The 25,725-nt window shown below is 59.8% G+C and carries 17 protein-coding genes, 3 tRNA genes and 1 riboswitch; of the genes, 4 read left to right on the forward strand and 16 right to left on the reverse strand.

Annotated elements, in window-relative coordinates; all coding sequences use genetic code 11:
• The first annotated feature begins 121 nt into the window (after window positions 1-121).
• Window positions 122-640, forward strand: coding sequence for a cell envelope protein SmpA (locus ACVVH8_RS22325; RefSeq protein WP_475226387.1), 519 nt, complete (start codon window positions 122-124; stop codon window positions 638-640).
• A 19-nt stretch (window positions 641-659) separates the two neighbouring features.
• Here ACVVH8_RS22325 and ACVVH8_RS22330 read toward each other — a convergent pair.
• From ACVVH8_RS22330 to ltaE, 7 genes are all read right to left on the reverse strand, one after another.
• Window positions 660-736: transfer RNA gene (locus tag ACVVH8_RS22330), tRNA-Arg, on the reverse strand.
• A 72-nt stretch (window positions 737-808) separates the two neighbouring features.
• Window positions 809-885: transfer RNA gene (locus ACVVH8_RS22335), tRNA-Arg, on the reverse strand.
• A 108-nt stretch (window positions 886-993) separates the two neighbouring features.
• Window positions 994-1,084, reverse strand: a tRNA-Ser gene (locus ACVVH8_RS22340).
• Between the two features lie 62 nt (window positions 1,085-1,146).
• On the reverse strand, window positions 1,147-1,335 hold the full coding sequence (gene csrA, locus ACVVH8_RS22345) for a carbon storage regulator CsrA (protein ID WP_002554426.1): 189 nt from the start codon (window positions 1,333-1,335) through the stop codon (window positions 1,147-1,149).
• A gap of 188 nt (window positions 1,336-1,523) precedes the next feature.
• Window positions 1,524-2,765 carry an aspartate kinase gene (locus ACVVH8_RS22350; protein ID WP_016773595.1) on the reverse strand — a complete coding sequence of 414 codons (1,242 nt, stop codon included), beginning with the start codon at window positions 2,763-2,765 and terminating at the stop codon, window positions 1,524-1,526.
• A 90-nt stretch (window positions 2,766-2,855) separates the two neighbouring features.
• Window positions 2,856-5,474, reverse strand: a complete 2,619-nt coding sequence (gene alaS / locus ACVVH8_RS22355) for an alanine--tRNA ligase (protein ID WP_475226390.1) — start codon at window positions 5,472-5,474, stop codon at window positions 2,856-2,858.
• A 146-nt stretch (window positions 5,475-5,620) separates the two neighbouring features.
• Window positions 5,621-6,625, reverse strand: a complete 1,005-nt coding sequence (ltaE, locus tag ACVVH8_RS22360) for a low-specificity L-threonine aldolase (RefSeq protein WP_475226392.1) — start codon at window positions 6,623-6,625, stop codon at window positions 5,621-5,623.
• A gap of 199 nt (window positions 6,626-6,824) precedes the next feature.
• Window positions 6,825-6,996, forward strand: a riboswitch (FMN riboswitch).
• A gap of 99 nt (window positions 6,997-7,095) precedes the next feature.
• On the opposite strand from ltaE, the gene ACVVH8_RS22365 reads away from it, so the two are divergent.
• The gene (locus tag ACVVH8_RS22365; RefSeq protein ID WP_315448650.1) at window positions 7,096-7,605 is read left to right on the forward strand and encodes a 6,7-dimethyl-8-ribityllumazine synthase; all 510 of its coding nucleotides are present in this window, start codon (window positions 7,096-7,098) and stop codon (window positions 7,603-7,605) included.
• A 145-nt stretch (window positions 7,606-7,750) separates the two neighbouring features.
• Here ACVVH8_RS22365 and astE read toward each other — a convergent pair whose 3' ends face one another.
• The 7 genes from astE to ACVVH8_RS22400 all read right to left on the reverse strand — a co-directional run bounded on the left by astE (window position 7,751) and on the right by ACVVH8_RS22400 (window position 15,622).
• Entirely contained in the window at window positions 7,751-8,761 is a 1,011-nt protein-coding gene (astE, locus tag ACVVH8_RS22370; RefSeq protein ID WP_475226396.1) for a succinylglutamate desuccinylase, read from the reverse strand.
• A gap of 12 nt (window positions 8,762-8,773) precedes the next feature.
• Window positions 8,774-9,064, reverse strand: coding sequence for a hypothetical protein (locus ACVVH8_RS22375; protein WP_016983958.1), 291 nt, complete (start codon window positions 9,062-9,064; stop codon window positions 8,774-8,776).
• A gap of 57 nt (window positions 9,065-9,121) precedes the next feature.
• On the reverse strand, window positions 9,122-10,468 hold the full coding sequence (astB, locus tag ACVVH8_RS22380) for an N-succinylarginine dihydrolase (protein ID WP_103304071.1): 1,347 nt from the start codon (window positions 10,466-10,468) through the stop codon (window positions 9,122-9,124).
• Between the two features lie 166 nt (window positions 10,469-10,634).
• A complete protein-coding gene (gene astD / locus ACVVH8_RS22385; protein ID WP_475231220.1) occupies window positions 10,635-12,104 on the reverse strand; it encodes a succinylglutamate-semialdehyde dehydrogenase in 1,470 nt (489 codons plus the stop codon).
• Entirely contained in the window at window positions 12,101-13,126 is a 1,026-nt protein-coding gene (gene astA, locus ACVVH8_RS22390; RefSeq protein ID WP_315448645.1) for an arginine N-succinyltransferase, read from the reverse strand. The genes astD and astA overlap by 4 nt, the downstream gene beginning before the upstream one ends.
• Window positions 13,127-13,177: 51 nt before the next feature.
• Window positions 13,178-14,197, reverse strand: coding sequence for an arginine/ornithine succinyltransferase subunit alpha (gene aruF, locus ACVVH8_RS22395; protein WP_103304068.1), 1,020 nt, complete (start codon window positions 14,195-14,197; stop codon window positions 13,178-13,180).
• A 204-nt stretch (window positions 14,198-14,401) separates the two neighbouring features.
• Window positions 14,402-15,622 (reverse strand): aspartate aminotransferase family protein, encoded by a 1,221-nt coding sequence (locus ACVVH8_RS22400; protein ID WP_103304067.1) that lies wholly within the window; start codon window positions 15,620-15,622, stop codon window positions 14,402-14,404.
• A 305-nt stretch (window positions 15,623-15,927) separates the two neighbouring features.
• Here ACVVH8_RS22400 and ACVVH8_RS22405 point away from each other — a divergent pair, with 305 nt between their 5' ends.
• The gene (locus ACVVH8_RS22405) at window positions 15,928-18,825 is read left to right on the forward strand and encodes a dermonecrotic toxin domain-containing protein (protein ID WP_475226398.1); all 2,898 of its coding nucleotides are present in this window, start codon (window positions 15,928-15,930) and stop codon (window positions 18,823-18,825) included.
• 38 nt (window positions 18,826-18,863) lie between these two features.
• A complete protein-coding gene (locus ACVVH8_RS22410; protein WP_475226401.1) occupies window positions 18,864-23,699 on the forward strand; it encodes a leucine-rich repeat domain-containing protein in 4,836 nt (1,611 codons plus the stop codon).
• A gap of 24 nt (window positions 23,700-23,723) precedes the next feature.
• Here the strand turns inward: ACVVH8_RS22410 and argR are convergent, their stop codons facing one another.
• Together argR and ACVVH8_RS22420 are read right to left on the reverse strand one after the other, a co-directional pair.
• A complete protein-coding gene (gene argR / locus ACVVH8_RS22415) occupies window positions 23,724-24,704 on the reverse strand; it encodes a transcriptional regulator ArgR (RefSeq protein WP_213026347.1) in 981 nt (326 codons plus the stop codon).
• A 246-nt stretch (window positions 24,705-24,950) separates the two neighbouring features.
• Window positions 24,951-25,715 (reverse strand): ABC transporter ATP-binding protein, encoded by a 765-nt coding sequence (locus tag ACVVH8_RS22420; protein WP_003227281.1) that lies wholly within the window; start codon window positions 25,713-25,715, stop codon window positions 24,951-24,953.
• Between the last annotated feature and the right edge of the window lie 10 nt (window positions 25,716-25,725).

Below are 25,725 nucleotides of genomic sequence, written 5' to 3' on the forward strand. Positions count from 1 at the left end.
AACAAACCTGAGCGCTCTCCTGATCCATGCAAATGCGACGACTCATCCTGAAAAGAAAACACACGGGCAGTGAAAAATGTAGCGACTACCCTTGAGCATAGATCGTCATGGAGGACGTCGAATGCCATCGAAAACATCCCGTTTTGTATTGAGTAGCCTGCTCTGCCTGCCACCCGCCGGGGCCGCCACCACCCTTCACCGCTGCGAGGCCGCTGACGGCAGCATCACGTTCACATCAATGAGTTGCGCGAGCGGCGAACGGCGCTCCGTGCAGGAAGTTCACCCTTACCTGCCCGGATCGGTCGTGGCGATCATGCCGGAGCACAACCACGAAGAAATATCCGCTATGAAAACCAATGGCCGAGAACCAGGCGTTGTTGGTCGCACAGAAGATCAATGCGGAAATCTGATCGACGCCAGGCAACGCCGGGAAGCGATCATCAATCGCCGCATCATTGCCGGCATGAGTCAGCAGGATGTCGAGAGCGCGCTGGGCAAACCGGACAAGGTCAACATTCGGACATCGACCACGAGCTACCGGTATGACCTCAAGCGAGGCCGAAGTGCTCAAGTCGATTTTGATGAGAGAGGATGCGTGAAAGGAAAAGCCAAATCCCGGACAGCAAAAAGCCCGCGTTAAACGCGGGCTTTTCGGTATATGGTGCACTCGACAGGATTCGAACCTGTGACCGCTCGGTTCGTAGCCGAGTACTCTATCCAGCTGAGCTACGAGTGCATTTTGTGTTTTTAGACCAGACCACAACTGGCTGAAGCCAAGTTACTTGCATTACTGCAACCAACTCTTAAATGGTGCACTCGACAGGATTCGAACCTGTGACCGCTCGGTTCGTAGCCGAGTACTCTATCCAGCTGAGCTACGAGTGCATTTTGTTGCGCCGCATTATAGCCCGTCTAATCTCTATTCCAACCACTTTTTCTATAAATTTCAACAACTTACCGAAAAAGCCAGATTACAACGTACTAAGCAAATAATGGCGGAGAACGGGGGATTCGAACCCCCGACACCCTTTTGAGGTGTACTCCCTTAGCAGGGGAGCGCCTTCGGCCACTCGGCCAGCTCTCCGCAACACGGGGCGTATCTTAACCAACCTTTTCCCCGTTTGCAAACATAAAAATCGATAAAAATTAATGGCTTGGTTCTTCGTCCTTCTCTTTCTTTATACGCAGGTAAATTTCCTCACGGTGCACAGCAACCTCTTTCGGAGCGTTCACACCGATGCGCACTTGATTTCCTTTAACGCCGAGCACGGTCACGGTGATTTCGCCATCACCGATAATCAGGCTTTCTGCGCACCGACGAGTCAGAATCAGCATACCTTTCTCCTCACGCAATTCAGTTCAGGGACAACAGTCTGCAAAAAAAAGGCACCCGACCTACAACCGGAGCGATCGTAGCCCTACATGCCTGAGTATTGACCAGCGCGAGCAAAAGAACAGTTCAGGGCTCGCGCCATTCAAAAAATAAAGGGCGCGGTCAAACCGCGCCCTTCAGTGAAGCGGAATCACTCACCCTGACGGGCAGGCGCATCCAGTTCGAAAGCCGTGTGCAGCGCGCGCACAGCCAATTCCAGGTACTTCTCTTCGATCACCACGGAAACCTTGATTTCCGAAGTCGAGATCATCTGGATGTTGATGCTTTCCTTTGCCAGGGATTCGAACATGCGGCTGGCCACGCCTGCGTGGGAACGCATGCCGACGCCGACGATCGAGACCTTGGCAATCTTGGTGTCGCCTACCACTTCCCGGGCACCGATCTCGCGAGCGGTGTTTTCCAGCACGGTCTGTGCGGCCTGGTAGTCGTTGCGGTGCACGGTGAAGGTGAAGTCGGTGGTGTTATCGTGCGCAACGTTCTGCACGATCATGTCGACTTCGATGTTCGCGGCACTGATCGGGCCGAGAATCTTGAACGCCACACCGGGGGTGTCTGGCACGCCACGGATGGTCAGCTTGGCTTCATCGCGGTTGAAAGCGATGCCGGAAATGATCGGCTGTTCCATGGTTTCCTCTTCATCAATAGTAATGAGGGTGCCCGGACCCTCCTTGAAGCTGTGCAGTACGCGCAGCGGTACGTTGTACTTGCCGGCGAATTCCACCGCACGGATCTGCAACACCTTGGAACCGAGGCTGGCCATTTCCAGCATCTCTTCGAAAGTGATCTTGTCCAGACGCTGAGCGACCGGCACCACACGCGGGTCGGTGGTGTAGACACCATCGACGTCGGTGTAGATCTGGCATTCATCGGCTTTCAGCGCTGCCGCCAGTGCCACACCCGTGGTGTCGGAACCGCCGCGACCGAGGGTGGTAATGTTGCCGTGCTCGTCGACGCCCTGGAAACCGGCGACAACCACCACGCGACCTGCTTTCAGATCACCGCGAATCTTCTGGTCATCAATCTGCAAGATACGCGCTTTATTGTGCGCACTGTCCGTCAGGATCCGCACCTGATTACCGGTGTACGACACCGCCGGCACACCGCGCTTGATCAGCGCCATGGCCAACAGGGCAATCGTCACCTGCTCACCGGTGGAAACGATCACGTCCAGTTCACGCGGAACCGGTTGAGCCTCGCCACTGATTTGCTTGGCCAGATCGATCAGACGGTTGGTTTCGCCGCTCATTGCAGACAGCACAACCACCAGGTCATCGCCGGCATCGCGGAATTTCTTAACCTTGTCGGCGACCTGCTCGATTCTCTCGACAGTGCCGACCGAGGTGCCTCCAAATTTCTGTACGATCAAAGCCATTTCAAAGCCGCCTCTGCCCATGAAGGGCGCCCAATAATCACTCGAACAGCCGCCGGGCCCGCCACTAGACTGCGGGCTCGACGGGCCGTCTTATAAAGCCTGCTCGACGAATGGAACGGTCAGCGCCAGTGCGCCATCCAGCGCGCCGGCATCGATACCGCCGCCCTGCGCCATGTCCGGACGACCACCGCCCTTCCCGCCCACTGCCGCAGCAGCCTGTTTCATCAAATCACCGGCTTTGAGTTGGCCAGTCAGGTCTTTGGTTACGCCTGCAACCAGTACGACCTTTTCCTCATGGACACTGCCGAGCAGGATCACTGCGCGGCCGAGTTTGTTTTTCAGCTGATCGACCAGCGCCAGCAGCGCCTTGCCGTCCTGACCATCCAGACGCGCGGCCAGAACCTTCACGCCTTTGACGTCGACTGCCGAGTTCGACAGATCGTCGCCAGCGGCGCTGGCAGCCTTGGCCTGCAATTGCTCCAGTTGCTTTTCCAGCGCGCGGTTGCGCTCCAGCACGGCAGACAGCTTGTCGATCAGGTTGTCGCGGCTACCCTTGACCAGGTTGGCCGCTTCCTTGAGTTGTTCTTCAGCAGCGTTCAAGTAGGCCAGTGCCGCAGCACCGGTGACTGCCTCGATACGACGCACGCCCGAAGCCACACCGCCTTCGCTGATGATTTTCAGCAGGCCGATGTCGCCGGTACGGTTGGCGTGGATACCGCCGCACAGCTCGACGGAGAAATCACCGCCCATGCTCAGCACGCGCACGTTGTCGCCGTACTTCTCGCCAAACAGCGCCATGGCGCCTTTGTTCTTGGCGGTTTCGATGTCGGTCTCTTCGGTTTCAACCGCGGAGTTCTTGCGAATCTCGGCGTTGACGATGTCTTCCAGCGCTTTGATTTGCTCAGGCTTGATCGCTTCAAAGTGGCTGAAGTCGAAACGCAGGCGCTGGCTGTCCACCAACGAGCCTTTCTGCTGAACGTGCTCACCCAGAACCTGACGCAGTGCAGCGTGCAGCAAGTGGGTGGCCGAGTGGTTCAGCGAAGTGGCATGACGCACCTCGGCATCGACGTGGGTTTCCACTGGCGCGCCAATGGTCAGGCTGCCCGAGTCCAGCACACCGTGGTGCAGGAAGGCGCCGCCGGTCTTGGTGGTGTCGCGCACGTCGAAGCGCGCGTTGCCCGCCTGAAGGAAACCGCAGTCGCCGATCTGGCCGCCGGATTCAGCGTAGAACGGCGTCTGGTTCAGCACGATCACCGCCTCTTCGCCTTCATTCAAGACGTCGACCGACTTGCCTTCTTTATAGATAGCGACAATTTTTGCCGAACCGCTGGTGTCCTTGTAGCCGGTGAACTCAGTGGCCACATCAACCTTGACCAGCGTGTTGTAGTCCAGACCGAACGAGCTGGCCGAACGCGCACGAACACGCTGGGCTTCCATTTCACGCTCGAAGCCGACTTCGTCAACGGTCAGGCCGCGCTCGCGGGCGATGTCCGCGGTCAGGTCCATCGGGAAACCGTAGGTGTCGTAGAGTTTGAACACCACGTCGCCTGGCACCACGGTGCCTTTGAGTTCTGCCAGATCCTGCTCGAGGATCTTCAGGCCGTGCTCCAGGGTCTTGGAGAACTGTTCTTCTTCGGCCTTGAGCACGCGCTCGATGTTGCTCTGCTGCTTCTTCAGTTCCGGGAAGGCTTCGCCCATCTCGGCAACCAGTGCCGCAACGATCTTGTAGAAGAAGCTGCCAGTGGCGCCCAGTTTGTTGCCGTGACGGCAGGCGCGACGAATGATCCGGCGCAGCACATAACCGCGGCCTTCGTTGGACGGCAGCACGCCGTCGGCAATCAGGAAACCGCACGAACGAATGTGGTCGGAAACGACTTTCAGCGAAGACTGGTCGCCATTCTCGCAACCGATGGCTTCAGCCGAGGCCTTCAGCAGGTTCTTGAACAGGTCAATGTCGTAGTTGGAATTGACGTGCTGCATCACCGCACTGATCCGCTCCAGGCCCATGCCGGTGTCGACCGACGGCGCTGGCAACGGATGCAACACGCCATCGGCGGTGCGGTTGAACTGCATGAACACGTTGTTCCAGATCTCGATGTAACGGTCGCCATCTTCTTCCGGCGAGCCCGGTGGGCCACCCCAGATGTGGTCGCCGTGATCGTAGAAAATCTCGGTGCATGGGCCGCACGGGCCGGTATCGCCCATGGTCCAGAAGTTGTCGGAAGCGTACGGCGCGCCTTTGTTGTCGCCGATGCGAATCATGCGCTCGACCGGCACACCGATCTGTTTGGTCCAGATGTCATACGCTTCGTCATCGGAGGCGTAGACGGTAACCCAGAGCTTTTCCTTCGGCAGTTTCAGCACGCCGGTGAGGAAGGTCCAGGCGAAGGTGATCGCGTCGTGCTTGAAATAGTCACCGAAGCTGAAGTTACCGAGCATTTCGAAGAACGTGTGGTGACGAGCGGTATAACCGACGTTTTCCAGGTCGCTGTTCTTGCCACCGGCGCGCACGCATTTCTGGCTGCTGGTCGCACGGGTGTACGCACGTTTTTCCTGGCCCAGGAAGCAGTCCTTGAACTGGTTCATCCCCGCGTTAGTGAACAGCAGGGTTGGGTCGTTGCCCGGAATCAAAGAGCTGGAGGCTACACGGGTGTGGCCTTGCTCTTCGAAGAAGCGAAGGAAGGCTTCACGGATTTCTGCGCTTTTCATTAGGTTCTTCCACGGAGGCTGCGGCCAAAGGCCTGTTCGAAACGTCAACAGACGAAGCGACGGCAAAGGGCCGCATTATATCGGCCCTGCGCGCGGGGTACAGCGTGTTTATACGATAGAAACGGTCAATTGGACGGCTAACGCTGTCACTTGCGCGAAAACTCGACGAATGTCGCGATCACTTGCTCGATTTGCGAGCGATTGACGTCCATGTGCGTGACCATGCGCAGACGGGCGGCAGCGCTCAATTTGATCCCGCGCTCGGCGGCAAACGCCTTGAGCGCCTCGGCCTTGTCGCCCATCTGCACGTAAACCATGTTGGTCTGTACGGGCTCAACACTGAAGCCTGCACCACGCAAGCCTTCAGCCAGAAACTGCGCGTTGGCGTGGTCATCGGCCAGACGCTCGATATTGTGATCCAGCGCGTACAGCCCTGCTGCTGCCAGCAAACCGGCCTGACGCATACCACCGCCGACCATTTTGCGCAGGCGGCGAGCCTTGCCGATCAACTCGACCGAGCCGCACAGCACCGAACCAACCGGCGCGCCAAGGCCTTTGGACAGGCACACCGACACCGAATCGAAATACTGGGTGATTTCCCGCGCATCGACCCCGAGCTTGACCGCCGCGTTGTACAAACGAGCGCCGTCCAAGTGCAGTTGCAGGCCGTGGTCCTGAGTGAATTGGCGCGCTCGCGCCAAGTATTCGAGCGGCAGCACTTTGCCTTGCATGGTGTTTTCCAGCGCCAGCAGGCGAGTCCGGGCGAAGTGGAAGTCATCCGGTTTGATTGCAGCAGCAACCTGATCCAGGTCCAGCGAACCGTCGGCCTGCACCTCCAGCGGCTGCGGCTGAATCGAACCGAGCACCGCTGCGCCGCCGCCCTCGTACTTATAGGTGTGCGCCTGTTGGCCAACGATGTACTCGTCACCGCGCTCGCAGTGCGCCATCAAACCGAGCAGGTTGCTCATGGTGCCGGTCGGCACGAACAGCGCAGCGGCGAAACCCAGTCGTTTTGCCAGTTCGGCTTCCAGACGATTGACCGTCGGATCTTCGCCATACACATCATCGCCGGTGGCCGCCGCGGTCATCGCGTCGAGCATGGCGGGAGTCGGTTGAGTGACGGTGTCGCTGCGAAGATCGATAACGCTCATGAACCTGGCCTCAAAGTCAGCAGGGAAAATCCCTTTACGAAGGTGAATTACTGCGGTCATTGCGCCGATTAATCAACCCTTGGCGCAGGAAAACACCATACCAGCGTTCAGAAAACTCGATAGCAATCATCAGAAAGGCGCAATGCACAGACACACAATCTGTGTTAAAAACGCTGCGCCGCCGAAAAAAGGGCGGCGTAAACGTTCTCAGGGCGGGGTGTAATTCCCCACCGGCGGTAATTGCGTGCAATGCGCATAGCCCGCGAGCGCTTGGTGACGAACACGGCTTAGGCGGTGGACGGCGACAAGGTCAGCAGACCCGGTGTGATTCCGGGGCCGACGGTCATAGTCCGGATGAAGAGAGAACGGGATTAACGCCAAAGGGCCGTCCGCGCGCTTCTGCTCGTGCGTACCCTTGAATCCCTTTCGATTCATAACGCCCTGTTTTTCACACAAACAGGAGTCAGAACATGCAACCCACCGCTATCGACAGCAAAAGCAAACACCCACACGGCGAGCGCGTTGCGTTCATCCAGGCCTGCTGGCACAAGGAAATCGTCGACCAGAGCCGCAAAGGCTTCCTCGCCGAAATGCTTGTTCAGGGTTATCAGGAATCGGACATCGATTTCTTTGAAGTCGGCGGCGCCTTTGAAATGCCCCTGCACGCCAAACTGCTGGCCAAGACCGGTCGTTATGCAGGTATCGTCGCGGCAGCCCTCGTCGTGGACGGCGGCATCTACCGTCACGAGTTCGTCGCCCAATCGGTGGTCAGTGGCCTGATGCAGGTACAGCTGGAAACCGAAGTGCCGGTGTTCTCGGTGTCCCTGACCCCGCATCACTTCCATGCCGGCGAAGAACATCAGAAGTTCTTCTTCGAACACTTTGTACACAAGGGTCAGGAAGCGGCGAAGACGTGCGCGGATACGCTGCAGAAGGTTCGTGCGTTGCGCCGCACTGAGCCGCGTGCTGTAGCGGTGTAAACAGAATGAGTGAGATCTCTGGTCTCACTCATCCCCTGTGGGAGCGGGCTTGCCCGCGATAGCGGTGTATCAGTCGCGATAGATGTCGACTGACCGTACGCCATCGCGGGCAAGCCCGCTCCCACAGGGTTTTATGGCGATCAGCTCAGGCGAGATTTTCGTCGCTGGTCGGCACGATCAGGATGCCCGCGCGCAGGCCGTTCTTGACCTTGGGATTAGGGAAGATGATGCGTGCGCCCTCCTCCTCAATGACCCAACGGGTATTGGCCAGATCTTCGGCCAGCACGTACCCCACGTCCAACTCGGAAAAGTTCTCGATATCCTGCGGCAGGTTCAGGCGGAAGGCATCGCTGTGCTTGATGATTTCCCGCGCCACACTGAATAGCTGTAAACCATCCAACTGCGCTTCAGCCATTTCGGGCTCATTGCCTTCAATGATCTGCTTCAAACGGGTTTCCAGCAGCGATACATTGACCCCGTCGTTCTGCCCGAACGGCCGTGCCTTGCCTAACTCCAGCGTGAAGGACTCGGCATCGAGCTTGTCGTAGGTGTACGAGCTGAACACGATCGATGGCTTGTTCTGCAACAGCACCGCTTCCATGCCCGCCGCACGCAGACGCGCCAGTTCCCGGCGGGAATGCTGACGACCTTCTTTCCACGGATACAAGGCGAACTGTTCGATCTTCGAGCCGCGAATCGCCGTGTGCAAGTCATAGTGCAGACGCTGGCGATTTGGCAGGCTGAAGAAACTCGCCGCTAACCGCTCCAGCTCACAGGCGCGTATGGCTTCAGAACCGCTTGTTTGTTCATGACGGCCATTGAACAGCCGATTGACGTCCTGCTCGATGAAACGCTCGCCTTTGCGAATCGCCTCGGGGTTGCCGAACAGGAACAGAATGCGGGCGCGTGGCTTCAGATCGCCACGAGCGATGTCGTGCAGCAACCGGTCAAGCAACTCGATCGGCGCTGTTTCGTTGCCATGAATGCCTGCCGACAGCAGCAGATCCAGGCCATTGTCGCGAGCTTCCGGGGGCCGGACTTCCAGCGCCCCTTCGCTCAACCAGCGCATGCGCACGCCTTCGACAGTCAGTTGAGTCTTCTCCGCCGGTTCGCGGCCGGCGAGGGTCAGTTCAAGCAGTTTGCCGAGGGCGAGCATAGAGCGGTTTCCTTAGTGATCGTGGTTGCAATCCGGGCCGTGCACGTGGTCTTCGTCGTCGCCGACGTCAGCCGGTTCCATTTCCAGTTGCAGACTTACCAGATTAGTCGCCAATGGGCGCAGCAGCAGGTTGGCGTATTCCGCGTCACCTTCTTCAACGTCCACGCCGATCAGCAGTTGGCCACGGCCGTCCTGCTGGATCCACAGCTCTTTGCCTTGCCACATGACCGCGACGCGGGTGCACGAGGTTTGCAGTTGCGTGCCGTCGGTGTCTTCAAGGATCAGCTGCAGGGAATCGCTCATGTTTTTACTCTCTTGGGGAGACAAGCCGTGCGCCGCGTTCAGGCAGCGCGCCGGCCATCAATTGATCTGGAATGGATAAACCGCGCCCAGTTTAAGGATTTGCGTCAGTTCATCCAGTGCCGTCCGGCATTCAAGCAGCAACTGCGGGTCCGCCAGATCGGTTTCGCTCAGGCGGTCGCGGTAGTGCTTTTCAACCCATGCGGTCAACGAACCGTATAACGGGGCCGTCATGATAACGCCTGGGTTGACCGCCGCCAGTTCCGTTTCATTCAGCGCGACGCGCAGTCGCAGGCACGCCGGGCCGCCGCCGTTCTGCATGCTTTGCTTGAGGTCGAACACCTTCACTTCGCGGATCAGACCGCCGGAGCTGGTCAGGCTTTGCAGGTAAGCCCACACGCGCTCGTTGGCCTGGCACTCTTGCGGCACGATCAGCAGCATCGAACCGTCAGGGCGCGACAGCAACTGACTGTTGAACAGGTACGAACGCACGGCGTCATCCACGGTGACCGCCGAACGCGGCACGCAGATCGACTGGAAATTCCCGCCGACCTTGGCCAGCTTGCCTTGCAGTTCGGCGAGCATCTGTTCGGTGTCGAGGAACGCGTCCTCGTGATAGAACAGCGCCTCGCCATTCCCCACCGCGATCACGTCGTTGTGGAACACGCCCTGATCGATCACGGCCGGGTTCTGCTGGGCGTAAACCACGCCGTCCTCACGCAGACCGTGCAGACGGGCAACCGCTTGCGAGGCTTCGAGGGTCTGACGCGCAGGATATTTCTGCGGCGCCGGATAACGGTTGTCGAACGCACTGCGACCGAACACGAAGAACTCGACGCCGGCCTCGCCGTACTCACGGCAAAAACGCGTGTGGTTGGCCGCGCCTTCGTCGCCGAACTGCGCCACCGCTGGCAATGCCGCGTGGTGGGCGAAGTGCTGCTGATTGGCGAACATCGCGCCGAGCACGCGGCTGGTGGTCGGGTGCTCGATGCTGCGGTGGTATTTGCAGTTGAGGTTGGCGGCGGTGAAATGCACGCGACCGTCAGCGGTGTCGGCACTCGGGCTGACCGTGGCGGCGTTGGCCACCCACATGCTCGACGCCGAGCAACTGGCGACCAGCAGCGGCATGGCTTCTTTGGCGGCGCGTTCGATCACTTGCGCGTCGGTGCCACTGAAACCCAGACGGCGCAGAGCGGCCACGTCCGGACGTTCTTGCGGCGCCAGTACGCCTTGCTGAAAGCCCATTTCCATCAGCGCTTTCATTTTCGCCAGACCTTGCAGCGCCGCTTCCTTCGGATTCGAAGACTGCTGGCTGTTGCTCTGGGATGCAACGTTGCCGTAGGACAGACCACCGTAGTTATGGGTCGGCCCCACTAGACCGTCAAAATTGACTTCATAGGATTTCATCAGCGAGGCTCCACGAAAATCTGTTGTTATAGGCTTCAGTAACTAACTGTTCAGTGCGACCGCGTTGCGGCCATCGCTGGCAAGCCAGCTCCCACAAGTTCGGTGGTGTTCACAGATTCTGTGTACACCTCAATCCCTGTGGGAGCTGGCTTGCCAGCGATTGGCATCACGCCATTTTCACGCCTGGGGTCAGAGCCGCAGGCAACACCAGGCTCGGCGTTTCCAGCGACGCCACCGGGTACGCACAGTAATCCGCCGCGTAGTAAGCGCTGGCGCGATGGTTGCCCGAAGCACCGACACCGCCGAACGGCGCGCTGCTCGCAGCACCGGTCAGTTGTTTGTTCCAGTTGACGATGCCGGCGCGGCTTTCCAGCCAGAACTGCTGGTAACGTGCTTCGGAATCCGACAACAAACCTGCGGCCAGACCAAAAGCGGTGTTGTTGGCTTCAACAATCGCCGCTTCAAAATCGGCGTAGCGGAACACTTGCAACAACGGCCCGAACAGCTCTTCGTCGGAGCGCTCGGCCACCGCCGTCACATCGACAATGCCCGGCGTCAGCAGAGCGGCTTGCGCCTGCGGCTGAGTCATCGCTAGCAGCGACACGGCGCCGTTGGCCAGCAAATGCGCCTGGGCATCCATCAGCGCTTTCGCCGCGCCGAGGGAAATCACCGAGCCCATGAATGGCGCCGGTTGCTGATCGAACGCACCCACTTCAATAGTCGCGCAGACCTCAACCAGACGCTTGAGCAAGCTGTCGCCCCACGCGCCTTGCGGCACCAGCAGACGTCGCGCGCAGGTGCAGCGTTGACCCGCCGAGATGAATGCCGACTGAATAATCGTGTAGACCGCCGCATCCAGATCAGCGACCTGATCGACCACCAGCGGATTGTTGCCGCCCATTTCCAACGCCAGAATCTTGTCCGGACGCCCGGCGAATTGCTGGTGCAGATGATTGCCGGTACGGCTGGAGCCGGTGAAGAACAGACCGTCGATGCCCGGGTTCGCCGCCAGGGCGATACCGGTTTCACGCGCGCCTTGCAGCAGGTTCAACACGCCCGCCGGCAGACCGGCCTCGATCCAGCACTTGACCGTCAGCTCGGCGACTTTCGGGGTCAGCTCGCTTGGTTTGAACAACACGCTGTTACCGGCCAGCAGCGCCGGCACGATGTGACCGTTCGGCAAGTGGCCAGGGAAGTTATAAGGCCCGAATACCGCCACCACGCCGTGCGGCTTGTGGCGCAACACGGCGGTGGCGTCGCCCAATGGGCCGCTCTTCTCGCCGGTACGCTCGCGGTAGCTCTGCACCGAAATCGCGATTTTGTTGACCATGCTGGTCACTTCGGTCGCGGCTTCCCACAGCGGCTTGCCGGTCTCTTCGCCAATGGTGCGGGCCAGTTCGTCGGCGTGGTTTTTCAGGGCGGCAGCGAACGCTTCGAGGACGCTGATGCGTTCTTCCAGGGTACGACGTGCCCAACCCGGAAATGCCTGACGTGCTGCTTGCACGGCGGATTCGACCTGAGCGGCAGTGGCGCCCTCCCCCGACCACAGCACTTGCTGGGTCACCGGGTTCAGCGATTGAAAAGCCTCGCCCTGACCGGCCAACCACTCACCTGCGATGTATAGCGAATTCATTATTTCGACTCCCGTGCAGCGGACAACGCTACGGCACGCACTTGATCGCCCGCGTTGAGTTGAAGACGTTTGGCGGTCAGTGGATCAACGACCAAAGTACCGGCGGCCAGACGGGCCGGCGCAGCAGTGATGCGGCAGTCTTCGCGCTTGCGGTTATGGATGATGAACGGCGTGGCGTCGTCGCCCGGCGTCCCCACGGCCAGCACCAGCGCTTCACTGTCACGCACTGCGCGGATCTTGCTGGTTTCGCATTCGATGGCCGGGCCGGCGTCAAAGATGTCGACGTAACCCTGATAGCTGAAACCTTCGCTCTTGAGCATCGCCAGCGCGGGCTCGGTGTCCGGGTGCACCTGGCCGATCACGCCTCGCGCATCCTCGGACAGGAAGCAGGTGTACAGCGGAAACTTCGGCATCAGTTCAGCGATGAAAGCCTTGTTGCCGACACCGGTCAGGTAATCGGCCTGGCTGAATTCCATCTTGAAGAAATGCCGGCCCAGGCTTTCCCAGAACGGCGAGCGCCCGGCTTCATCGGACACACCACGCATCTCGGCGATGATCTTGTTGCCGAACAGCTCAGGGAACTCGGCGATGAACAGCATCCGCGCCTTCGACAACATGCGGCCGTTGAGGCCGTTGCGGTAATCGGCGTGGAGGAACAGCGAGCACAGTTCGGAGTTGCCGGTCAGGTCGTTGGCGAGGAACAGCGTCGGAATCTCGCGATAGATGTTCAACTCCTGCGAGGCGCTGACGGTCAGGCCGACACGGAAGTTGTACCAAGGCTCACGCAGACCGACTGCGCCGGCAATGGCGGAAATCCCCACCACGCGACCGTCGTCGTCTTCGAGCACGAACAGGTAGTCGGTATCGCCACGGCCGGCCTCACCGCGAAAGGTCTTCTCGGCCCAGCCGACCCGATGCGCCAGGCGTTCTTCGTTGGCCGGCAAGGTGGTCAGGCCGGTGCCGGTGCTGCGGGCCAGCTCGATCAGCGCGGATAAATCGCTGCTGCGTACGGGACGAACAATCATGCTATCTCCTCAAACGGGCCGCTCTCGCCACCCGTGAAACTCGCTAAGGCGTTAAACCGCCACCAGGCGCACGCTGGCACCTTCACCGACGCCCAGGGCTTCGGCCGCTTCCAGATCCAGAGTCACCGGTTTGCCCGGCGCGTAATCCAGTTCAAGCAGCACGGCGCGGTAATCCTGCAACTGCGCATTGGCCACCAGATACTGGCGCCCGGCACCTTTGACATGCTCGCCGATCTTCACCGGCACCACCCGGCTCTGGGCGATCGAACGGATCCCCGAAACACGTGCATGCAGGGTCGGACCGCCGTCGAAAATGTCGATGTAGTGATCGGTCTCGAAGCCTTCGCGCATCAGGATGTCGAAGGTGATCTGCGCACGCGGGTGCACCTGGCCCATCGCTTCTTGAGCGGAATCCGGCAGCAGCGGCACATAGATCGGGTAATGCGGCATCAGTTCGGCGAGGAACGTACGGCTCTTGAGACCGCACAGACGCTCGGCCGCGGCGTAGTTGAGGTCGAAGAAGTTGCGCCCGATGGCGTCCCAGAACGGCGAGTCGCCATTCTCGTCGCTGTAACCGACGATCTCGGTCACCACCGAATCGGCGAAACGCTCGGGGTGGCTGGCAACGAACAACAGACGGCCACGGGAGTTGAGCTCGGACCACGGCGACCCCACCAGTTCGCGCTGCACGTAGAAACTGGTCAGCAAGCTGTTGCCGGTCAGGTCGTGGCACTGCGAAAGCACGTGGATCTTGTTGTGGATCTTCAGCTCGCGGGAGGCGTGGACGAAGGTCTCGTTGCGGAAGCTGTAGAACGGCTCGGAATAACCGGCCGAAGCGACAATGGCCGAGCAACCGACCAGTTTGCCGGTGGCGGTGTCTTCGAGGACAAAGAAATAGCTCTCCTCACCATTGAAGCTCACTTCGGCGGCAAACGAGGCTTCGCTCGCAGCGATCTTGTCGCTCAGACGTTCCACGTCATCCGGCAAGGAAGTGACACCAATCGGGCTGTCCGCAGCCAGACGCTGTACCTCGCCCAGATCAGCCATTTGCGCAGGGCGCATCACCAGCATGGTGTCACTCCTTTTCTCTTATAAATTTGCAGAAGAAAAAACACCGGACCTTGTAGGAGTGAGCCTGCTCGCGATTGCGGTCTGTCAGAAACCAATGAGTCGACTGACACACCGTAATCGCGAGCAGGCTCACTCCTACAGTTGAGCGGGTCCGGCATAAAATTTTGATCGACGCCTGAAAAACTCCAGGCGTCGAAAGGTCTATCAGGCTTGCGTCAGTTTTGCGGCAGCGCGTTCGAAGCGGTCCAGACCGGCATCGATATCGGCGTCTTCCACCACCAGGCTCGGCGCGAAACGGATCACGTCCGGGCCGGCCTGCAGAATCATCAGGCCTTCTTTTTCAGCGGCGTTGAAGATGTCCTTGGCCTTGCCTTTCCAGGCTTCGCTAAGCACGCAACCGATCAGCAGACCGAGACCACGCACCTGAGTGAACAGGCCGTACTTCTCGCCGATCTGCTGCAGACGGGTCTTGAATTTGTCGTGCTTGGCATTGACGCCGCTCAGCACTTCAGGGGTGTTGATCACGTCGATCACCGCTTCGGCGACGGCACACGCCAGCGGGTTACCGCCGTAAGTGGTGCCGTGGGTGCCGACGACCAGATGCTTGGCCAGCGCTTCGGTGGTCAGCATGGCCGCGATCGGGAAACCGCCGCCCAGGCTCTTGGCGCTGGTGAGGATGTCCGGGATCACGCCGTAATGCTGGTAGGCGAACAGGTGGCCGGTACGCCCCATGCCGGTCTGCACTTCGTCGAACACCAGCAACGCGTTGTTCGCGTCGCACAGTTCACGGGCACCTTGCAGGTAAGCCAGTTCGGCCGGCAGGACGCCGCCCTCGCCCTGGATCGGCTCCAGAACCACTGCGCAAGTCTTATCGGAAACGGCGGCTTTCAGTGCTGCCAGATCGTTGTACGGAACGTGGGTGATGCCGGTGATTTTCGGACCGAAACCGTCGGAATACTTCGACTGGCCACCGACGTTAACGGTGAACAGAGTGCGTCCGTGGAAGCTGTTCAGTGCGGCGATGATTTCGTACTTCTCGCTGCCGAAACGATCGAACGCCACGCGACGGGCCAGCTTGAACGCGGCCTCGTTGGCTTCGGCGCCGGAGTTGCAGAAGAACACGCGCTCGGCGAACGTGGCGTCGATCAGCTTGTGCGCCAGACGCAGGGCCGGCTCGTTGGTGAACACGTTGGAAACGTGCCACAACTTGTTCGCTTGCTCGGTCAAGGCACCGACCAGCGCCGGATGCGCGTGGCCCAATACGTTGACGGCGATGCCGCCGGCGAAGTCGATCAGCTCGCGGCCGCTCTGGTCCCAGACACGGGAACCGGCGCCACGCACCGGTATGAAAGCGGCAGGCGCGTAGTTGGGAACCATAACCTGGTCGAAATCGGCGCGTTCTACCGCAGCGTGCTCAACGGACATCGGAGTCTCCTGATGAGGGCCACCCGCCTGAAACTGGCGAGCGATGGGGGGATTGTAAGGACAGTTTTCAGCCCGGCCTTGTCGCCAAGCGACAACTTCTTATAGCGCAAACCCCGGATTTTCCCGGGTTTACGGCAATGCGACATATAGCGTCGCAAAGGCGCAGTTTAAACCGGCATCGGCGATTTGCGGCAGGCCGCGCAGGATATCAATTCAGCCGGTTGTCACCGGCATAAATATGTACCGCACGTTGATCGCCACTGGCTGGTTTGCTGTCAGCTCTTCCAACGCTAAAGGAATGGCACATGCAATTGCCCGAAGGACAGCAACCGGCAGCCCCGATCGACACGAGCGACGCGCAACATCCCGACGAACACTACTTGCACCTGGTCAATACCATTCCCGACTGGCTCGGCACAGCCTCGCCCCGCGTACGCCTGGCCCTGCGCAGCAGTCAGCCCGCACTGCCGGCCTCGCTGCAGGCTGCGCCAGTCGGGCAACACCAGCAACTGCAGGCGCTTGGAGCCGCACACTGGCGCGCTCAGAGTGAGGTTGATCAACAACTCAAACACCTGCAAGACGTCAACGCCTTCGCCGAACCGCTGCTCAAAGCAGCCCTGAAAACCGCATGCGGTCTGGATCTGGATGTCAGCAAGACCTTTCTGCGCCTCTACGTTCCCGCCACGACGCCATGGTTTGCGATCAAAACCGGCGCAGCTCGCGCCTGGACGGTCTCGTTACTCGACGCGGCACTGCACAACTTCGAAGACGCCGAAACCAAAGATGACGCCTATGAGCGCGAATCCACCTTCATCACCCAACCGTCCGCCAGCGGGCAGTTCGAAACGCTGCCTGCGATCAACAGCAAGCTGAGCATCAGCGCCTTCATCAAGCTGTGCAGAGCGCTGGACATTGGCGCTCAATACCAGACTTATCTGAAAAAACATCTCGGCTTCAACGATCCGGCCACTGCTGCGGCACTGCAACGGAGAGTGACCACGAGCCAGCAAGCGGCACTCAAAGCCGCCCTGCAATGGGCCCGCATGAGTGGCGACCTCAGCGAGAACTGCTTTCGCCTGATCAACGGCTTGCTCGATGGCGTGCAGGGCATGCGGCTCGACGGCCAGACTCTGCTGTGTCACGACGTGTCGATGATGGCGGCACCGCTGACCGGGATTCTGGTCTTCGCTCCGGATGCCTACACGCCCCGGCACATCAGCCGGGTTGTTGCCTACGTCCCGGATGACCCGGAGCACCCGATCAAGGAGTACGCTTCCTCGGCCGCCATGGAAGCCGAACTCACCCGCCAGTTGCGTACGAAAGACTATCAGCGCTTCTTCAGCCGGTTTATCGATCAGGAACGCAGCGGTTTCTTCTTTGCCGACCTGCAGCAACGCCTGGTGCGCATCAAATGGCACAAACCCGAACCTGGCAGCTCCCTACCCGCGTGGCGAGAGGAGCCCATCGCCCAACCCGACTTGCAACTGGTCAGCGCAGCGATCCCTGCTGAACTGTGGCGACATTCGTATCAGGCAAAACTGAACAAGATTCTCAACGACGCGAAAGTGATCGCCATCCCCACCGCAACGGTCGACAGCAGAGCCCGTTGGGCACGCTGGGATTCTCTGGTCAATATCGCGACCTCCATCATCGAAACAGCCGCTTTCGTGATTGCGCCATTCGTGCCCGGGCTGGGCGAGTTGATGATGAGTTACATGGCCTATCAACTGCTCAACGAGGCGTTCGAAGGCATCATCGACTGGACGCAGGCGAAAACCAGTGAGGCGCTCGAACACCTGATGGGCACGGTCGAATCCCTGGTTCAACTGGGTGCCTTTGCCGCAGGCGGCATGATCGGCATGGGCGAATACCGCAAGGTTCTGCCCAAGGAAATCGTCACGTTCATCGACCGCTTCAAACCCGTGGAACGGCCCGGCGGCCCTCCCCGTTACTGGGAGCCGGACCTGACCCGCTACGAGCACAACGCCCCTCCCGCGCCAGACTCACGGCCAGACGCGCGCGGCCTGCGTCCGCATCAGGGCAAACACCTGTTGGCGCTGGAAGACGCACACTTCGCGGTCAGTGAAGACTCGATTCCCGGTCAGTTCCGCATTGAGCACCCTACGCGCCCCGAGGCTTACAAACCGTTGTTGCGACACAACGGCGAAGGCGCCTGGCACAGCGAACTCGAACAGCCGCTAGCCTGGGACCAACCCACGGCCTTGCGCCGGATCGGCCATTCGGTCGAATCTTTCGAACCGGCTCAGCAAGAACGCATTTTGCACGTCAGCGGCTATAACGAAGACGCCCTGCGCAAAATGCACATTGATCAGGAGTCCGTACCGCCCCTGCTGGCCGATACCATCAAACGCTTCAAGATCGATCAGGATCTACAAGTCTTCATCGAGCAACTGGACAGCGCCGAGCATTACCGCGATGCCGATCCCCTGACGCAACTGCAACTGCTGACAGAACACGGCGCATGGCCGAGCGGCAAACGCCTGTGTTACTTAAACAGCCAGGGCGAGCTGATCTGGCAATCATCCAGTGACGAAGCGCTGCCGGCGATCACCGTTCGCCAGAACAGCGCGCAAGACGCTGACTTGCTGAAGAACTTGCTTGAGTCCCTTGATGAGCAAGACGTCAAAGGTCTGCTGGGAGAATCGTTCGGTGGCCCGACGCTTGCGCTCGATGTGCGCACGCAGGCACTTCGCAGACAACTGAGTCAATTCGCGCGGCAACACCGCTGCGCCATGTTCGAATCCCGCTACCAGCAACTGGAGACCACCGCCGATCCGCTGGCCGCACCGATCCGCCACTATGAGCCGCTGCTACCGGCCAGCGTCACCCGCGAATTGCTCGACACCGCCAACACCGCAGAGCTGCTGAGCATCAGCGAAGGGCAACTGCCCGAGCGTCAGCAGCAACTGGTGCAGCAGGCCAGTCAGCAAGTACGCATCAGCCGCGCCTATGAAGGCCTGGAACTGGACTCCGTGAGCAATGCGGATACCGACACCCTCGCGCTGCACAGCCTGCAACGTTTGCCCGGCTGGAGCGGACAAGTGCGCATCGAGATACGTGACGGTTTTTATGAAGGCCCGATGCTCGACAGCACCGGGCCCGCCCAGGCCCGCGAGCAAAAAGTACTGGTGCGAAAGCCGATGGCCGCTATCAGCCCTTTGACGATCGCGGCCAGGAACTGAGTGCCGACGGCGACTTCTTTTCCAGCGTCCTCCGCGCCTTGCCGGATGCCGAGCGCCAGGCGCTGGACCTGCACATCGGCGACGCCGGCAGACTGAAACAGGCGATTCGGGCAAATCCGCTGGAGCGCGGCGAACTGCGGGTGGCGATGGCCCAGCCGCCACTGCCGGAACCGCTGATCGATACATTGCGCCTGCTCGGTGTCGAGGGTTATCGCCCCTTGTTCCGAGAGGCGCCGCGCACGCTGGAAGAGAGAGTACGCGAGATTTACCCCAGCGATTCGCTCGCCGAAATACAGGCATTCATTGACGAGCACCAAGGGCTCCCCGGCGGAGTGCGCGGCGAACTCTCACGCCTTGATCGCGAGTACCGAAAACTCTGTGACGACCTGCGCCTCTGGGCGCTCGACGTGCCGCTCACCGACCCGCAGACCGGTCTGCCGTTGACGCCGACTCAGCGCCGCGCCGCCCTGCAAAGTCGCTCGATGCTCAGATCCCTCATCCAGCGTTGCTGGCGCAAACAGACCCGCGGACCCGCCGGGTACATGCTGCAGATCACCGATCCGATTCTTGGCCATCTGCCCTCACTCGACGCCGACTTCAGCCATGTCACCACGCTGACAATCAATGGCAGTAAAGCCACCCGAGGCCTGGAACCGTTTTTACAACGCTTCCCCAAACTGATGTATCTCGACGTACAAAGCGCCAACTTGCCACAGCTGCCACCCGCGATCACCGCCATGCCGATTCTGCGGCACCTGATTCTGCGCGATTGCAGCCTGGGCCTTGGCGCTGCCGACCAGACTCTCCTGGCGTCACTGCCGGAGCTGACTTTTCTCGATCTGCAGGACAACCCGCTGGGCACATCGCCCGATATCCAGCCGATGACATCGCTGCGTTTCATCAACCTGACCAATACCGGTATCACCGCCCCCCCCGCCAATCTGTTACACCACCCGCGCCTGGTCACCGGCAAATTTGCCGGCAACCGCATCACCGAAATACCGGACGCGCTGTTTACCCTCAATAGTCTGCTCAGTGACGGGTTCAATTTCGCCGATAACCCGCTGAGCGCAGCGTCACGTGAGCGCGTGAAAGCCCACTATCAGCGCACCACAAAACACTTTGGCGTGCTGCCTGAAGAAGCCGACGTCACACGCACGGTTGCCCTGTTTCCGACACTGGAGCCTGCCGAGGCTACCGACGTGCTCTATCAACTGCCGGGAACGCTGGATCAAGGGCGCACGCAATTGACCCAATGGGAGGCCGAACTCAGTCAGATGAAAGCTGATCTCGCGCAATGGAGCCGCGACACCCCCAAACGCAATCCCTCGAACGGTCAATTGCTGAACCTCAACGAACAGGCCAGCGAAGTCATGCACCGCGAGCGATTCGCTCAGACGCTGGAACAATTCTGGGGCACGAGAGACGCGCATCGGCCCAGCGTCCGCAGCAGTCATCTGGAAGCACAGGTCCAGTTCGCCGGCGACATGCCAACGCTGGCCGCCGATTTCAGCCACGTCTCCAAACTGAGCCTGACCGGCAATAAAAGCGCTTCATCCGTGACGGCATTTCTGCAGCGTTTTCAAAACCTGGAGGCGTTGCATTTGCGTCATTTCGATCTGGAGCCGGTGTCCACCTCGATCATCCACCTGCCGCGCCTGAACACATTGGAACTGAAAGATTGCGCCGTCGTGCTGACACCGGAAAATCAGGACGCACTCTGCGCCATGCCCCATCTGGAAACACTCGAACTGAGCAACAACCCGCTAGGCACGCTGCCCGACCTCAACCTGCTTCCCCAACTGACTTATCTCGATGTGGCCAACACGGGTCTGTCGACATTGCCCGGCGGTGTCACCGATCACCCGCACTTGCGCACAATGATCTTCAGTGGCAACGCCTTCACCGAGCTGCCCGCAGCCCTGTTCGAGCTACCCTCCAATCGCAGCGACGGCTTCGACTTTGCCGACAACCCGTTAACGCCAGAAACCCGCGAACAGATAAAAACCTACTACCGCAAGCACGGCAACGACTTCGAAGTGCTGGCCGACGCGGCGGACATTGCCCTGGCCCGAAAACTGTTCCCCTCGCTGGATGCGCAAGAGGCCAGCGACATGATCTATGACTTGCCCGGCACCCTGAACGATGGCCATCTCCATCTCGATCGCTGGCAAGCCGAATTCGACACAATGAAAGCCCAACTCGCCACATGGGCGTCTCAGGTTCCCATCCATAATCCCGTCACTGGCGAAGTCCTCACAGCCGTTGAAGTGTTCGACCAGTACGCGATCCGCTTGAACTTCAAACAAAAGCTGGAGGAGTTCTGGGCTCATCGTTCGGCTATTTCCGGGGCACGCGATACGGATTTATCCACGGCTTTGCCGTTCATGGGCGAGATGCCCGTGCTCACAGTGGATTTCAGCCACGTCTCGGATCTGGCCCTCAGGGGCAATCCTGCGCTACAAGGCGTCGAGTCGTTTCTCGATCTGTTTCCAAACGCGCAAACACTCGAGATGCGCGATTTCGAGCTGTCCGAACTGCCCACATCCATTGGCCGCATGACGGAACTCAAAGATCTGAACCTGCACAATTGTCAGATCACCCTGACCGCCGAAGGCCAGAATACGCTGACATCGCTGACCGAGCTTGAACGCCTGGATCTGAGTCAAAACCCGCTGGGCCTGGCGCCCGATCTGGCGACCATGCCGAGACTCAATGACGTACGTCTGTCCAACTGCAGCATCGCCGACCTGCCCAACGGTCTGGCTGATCATCCCAATCTCAGAACCGCCCTGCTCGACAGCAACCGCATCACTGAATTGCCTGCAGCATTTTTTCAGATTGACCTCGATCTGGCCGACGGCGTCGATCTGTATGGCAACCCGCTGTCGGCAGCCAGTCGTGAGCGGATCAAGGCGTTTTACCTTGAGCACGCCTGCGATCTTGGTGTTTCGGCCGATCCCGCCGACCTCGCCCGGGCACGCGCACTTTTTCCGGCACTGCAAGATGGCGACGCCAGCCACATGCTCTACTCCCTGCCGGGCACACTGGATGCCGGTCGTGCCCAACTGCTGCAATGGGAAGGTGAAATCGCCCGGATGAACCGCGAGCTCGATGCCTGGACGCGAGCTATTACCGAGCATGACCCACAAACCGGCCAGGCGATCAGCGCAGACGACATGGCCAGCGAACGCAGCGCCAGAAACGAGTTCAGCAGCAAACTGCAGCAGTTCTGGCGTCAGCGGCGAGCTGACAATCTGGAGTTGCGCTCCAATACGTTTATCGCAGATCTGACGTTCAACGGTGATCTGCCGGCGTTGTCGGCGGACTTCAGCCATGTCACGCAATTGTCGCTGCAGGGCAAATCGACGCAGAACGTCCCCGACGCCTTCTTGAACTGTTTCCCGGGTTTGACTGGCCTGGAAATGCGCGACTTTGCCTTGGGCCGCTTGCCGCAGGCGCTGACCCGCATGCCCCAGCTCCAGACTCTGGTGCTGAGCAAATGCGGCGTGGTCTTCGACGCTCAGGCGCAAGTCGCACTGGCGGGTTTGCCACGCCTGGTGGGGCTTGACCTGTACCACAATCCACTTGCCGTGGCGCCCGACCTCTCCCCACTCAAGGCGCTGAGTTACCTCGACCTTGCCGGAACCGGGATCGATAGTGTCCCAACCGGCCTGATGCAGCTTGCTGACCTCCAGACCGCGTTATTGAACGACAACCGGATAACCGAGCTGCCTGACACGCTCTTCAACCTTCCCGACTCCATCAGCAAAGGCATTGATCTTGACAATAACCCGCTGTCGCCAGCGACCCGCGAGCAGATCAAGGCCTATTACCAACGTACCGGCAGCGATCTTTGCGTACTGGCCGAACAACCAGATATTGAGCTCGCACAAGCGCTGTACCCGCATCTGTCCGAAACCCAGGCCAGCGATCTGGTCTACGGTCTGCCCAGCACATTGGCCGACGGACGCCTTGAGCTGGCGCGTCGAAAAACCGAACTGAACAGCCTCATCAGCGAACTTGAAAGCTGGATGAATGCCGCCGTGTCTGATCCCGTCACACAGCTCCCCCTGGAGACAGAGCCACTGCTGCAGGAGCAGTACAAAAGAATGCAGGTGAAGAGCCGCCTGGAAGACGCCTGGCGGCGCAAGTCATCAGCAACACAGTCGGAATTCGTCTTGAATCTGGAGATGTCGTTCATCGGTGACCTGCCAGCCTTGCAAGCAGACTTCGGGCATATCCTCGAGCTGGATCTGACCAGCACCGCAGCGATTGCACCAAAAGCCGATGGCTGGCTCGGCCACTTCCCCAATCTGCAGAGCCTGAAAATGCGCGGCTTTGAACTGGGCAGTATTCCCGCCGAGGTTTTTGGCCTGAAGCAACTCACGCTGCTGAATCTGCCCGAATGCAACATCAGCCTGACGGAAGAAGCCGCGACCGCACTCGGCGCCCTTGAAGAGCTGGGCAATTTGAACTTGCGCAACAATCCGTTGGGACGGGCGCCGGACATCAGTCGCATGCAGCAACTGACTCACCTTGATCTGAGCAATACCGGACTCACCGAGACATGGCCGGCGCTGTTCGAAAGGATCACGCTCACTCACGCCGATCTATCCAACAACGCGATCATTGAGTTGCCGATCGAGTTTTTGCGCGGTGACCACCGACTGACTGCCGACTTCGACTTCAGCGGCAACCCGTTATCGGAGGTGGCGCGCAAACGACTTGCAGACTACGCACAAGTACGTGGAGCCAGGCTGGATGCACCGCGACTCTGGCGCCAGCAAATCGCCGAGACGGAAGACGAGTTCGAGGCCTTATGGCCTACAACGGGTTGGCGTTCGTTAAGGGTTCCGCGGCCTGGGGATTAATGGCCGCACCCAACCCGACGCGGCTCAGCCGCGCTCGGGTGGCACCGACGACAATTCGAACGGGCTGCTGCTGCGCCGCTGGTTGCGATCTTCCCGCGGCGTGGCACCGAAGAAATTGCGGTAGGCGCTGGAGAAATGCGGCCCCGAGGAGAAGCCACAGGACAAGCCGATCTGAATGATCGACTTGCTGGTTTGCATCAACATCTGCCGGGCCTTGTTCAGGCGCAGTTCCAGGTAGTACTGGCTCGGCACACGGTTGAGGTATTGCTTGAAGATCCGCTCCAACTGCCGGCGGGACACGCACACGTGCTGGGCGATTTCGTCGGTGGTCAGCGGCTCTTCGATGTTGGCTTCCATCAGCAACACGGCTTGCGTCAGTTTCGGGTGACTGGAGCCGAGGCGGTTCTGCAATGGAATGCGCTGACGCTCGCCGCCTTCACGGATGCGTTCGACCACCAGTTCCTCCGAGACGGCACCGGCCAATTCTGCGCCGTGATCACGGGCCAGCACCGCCAGCAACAGATCAAGCACCGACATGCCGCCGCACGCGGTCAGGCGATCACGGTCCCAATCGAACAGATGACTGGTGGCGATGACCTTCGGGAAACGCTCGGCGAAATCGTCCTGCCAGCGCCAGTGCACCGCAGCGCGATAACCGTCGAGCAAGCCCAGTTGCGCCAACGGATACACGCCGGCAGACAGACCACCGATCACGCAACCGGCACGCACCAGTTGCTTGAGCGCGCTGCTCAGTGGCGAGGCCAGTGCAGTCGGCGGCTCATCGGCCAGCAGGAACAGTTTCTGGAAGTTTTCGAGCTTGCCGGCCCACGGTTCGCCGGGCAATTGCCAGGCGCCTTCGACCGGCGACTCGGCCTGCAGAAAAGACAATTCGTAAACAACGTCCGGGTGCACCCGCTGCGCAACACGCAAGGCCTCCTCCGCCAGCGCCAAAGTCAGAGCTTTAGTGCTGGGCCAAATCAGGAAACCAATTCGATGGGCAGTCATGGGCGGGCGATCCGAAACGAAAAACAATGATGAAGGCATGGGCCAATGCTAGCCCGGAAATGAACACAAATCTCAAAGCCGACGCAGACCCATTGTGGGAGCTGGCTTGCCAGCGATGGCGGTGTATCTGTACCAGAAATGTCATCTGGCCCACCGCTATCGCTGGCAAGCCAGCTCCCACAGGGATTGTAGCCAGCCTTCAGGCTGCGAAGCATGCACTATTCCGGTGCATATCGGCAGTTCTGTTTACTTGAGGCTGCCCGACAGGAACTGCTGCAGGCGCTCCGATTGCGGATTCACCAGCACTTCGCGCGGGTTGCCGCTTTCTTCAACAACACCTTTGTGCAGGAACACCAACTGGTTCGACACTTCGCGGGCAAAGCCCATTTCGTGGGTCACCACAACCATGGTCCGGCCTTCCTGAGCCAGCGCCTGCATCACCTTCAGCACGTCGCCAACCAGTTCCGGATCAAGCGCCGAAGTCGGTTCGTCGAACAGCATCACCTCAGGTTCCATCGCCAGCGCACGGGCAATCGCCACACGCTGCTGCTCGCCACCGGACATGTGCCCAGGGAACGCGTCTTTGCGATGAGCCACGCCAACCTTGTTCAGGTAGTGCTCGGCTTTCTCGCGGGCTTCAGCCTTGGACACGCCCAGTACATGCACCGGCGCTTCCATGATGTTTTCCAGCGCGGTCATGTGCGACCACAGGTTGAAATGCTGGAACACCATCGACAGGCGCGAACGCATGCGTTGCAGCTGTTTCGGATCAGCGGCTTTCAGCGCGCCGTCCTTGTTCGCCACCAGTTTCAGCTCTTCGTTGTTGAGCAGGATCTTGCCCGCGTGCGGCTGCTCAAGCAGGTTGATGCAGCGCAGGAAAGTACTTTTGCCGGAGCCACTGGAGCCGATGATGCTGATCACATCGCCGGCTGCCGCTTTCAGGGAAACACCCTTGAGCACTTCGTGACTGCCATAGCGTTTATGCAGGTCTTGGACTTCAAGTTTGTACATGCGGTCGGTT

Source organism: Pseudomonas trutticola BRTCR10, assembly GCF_056155105.1.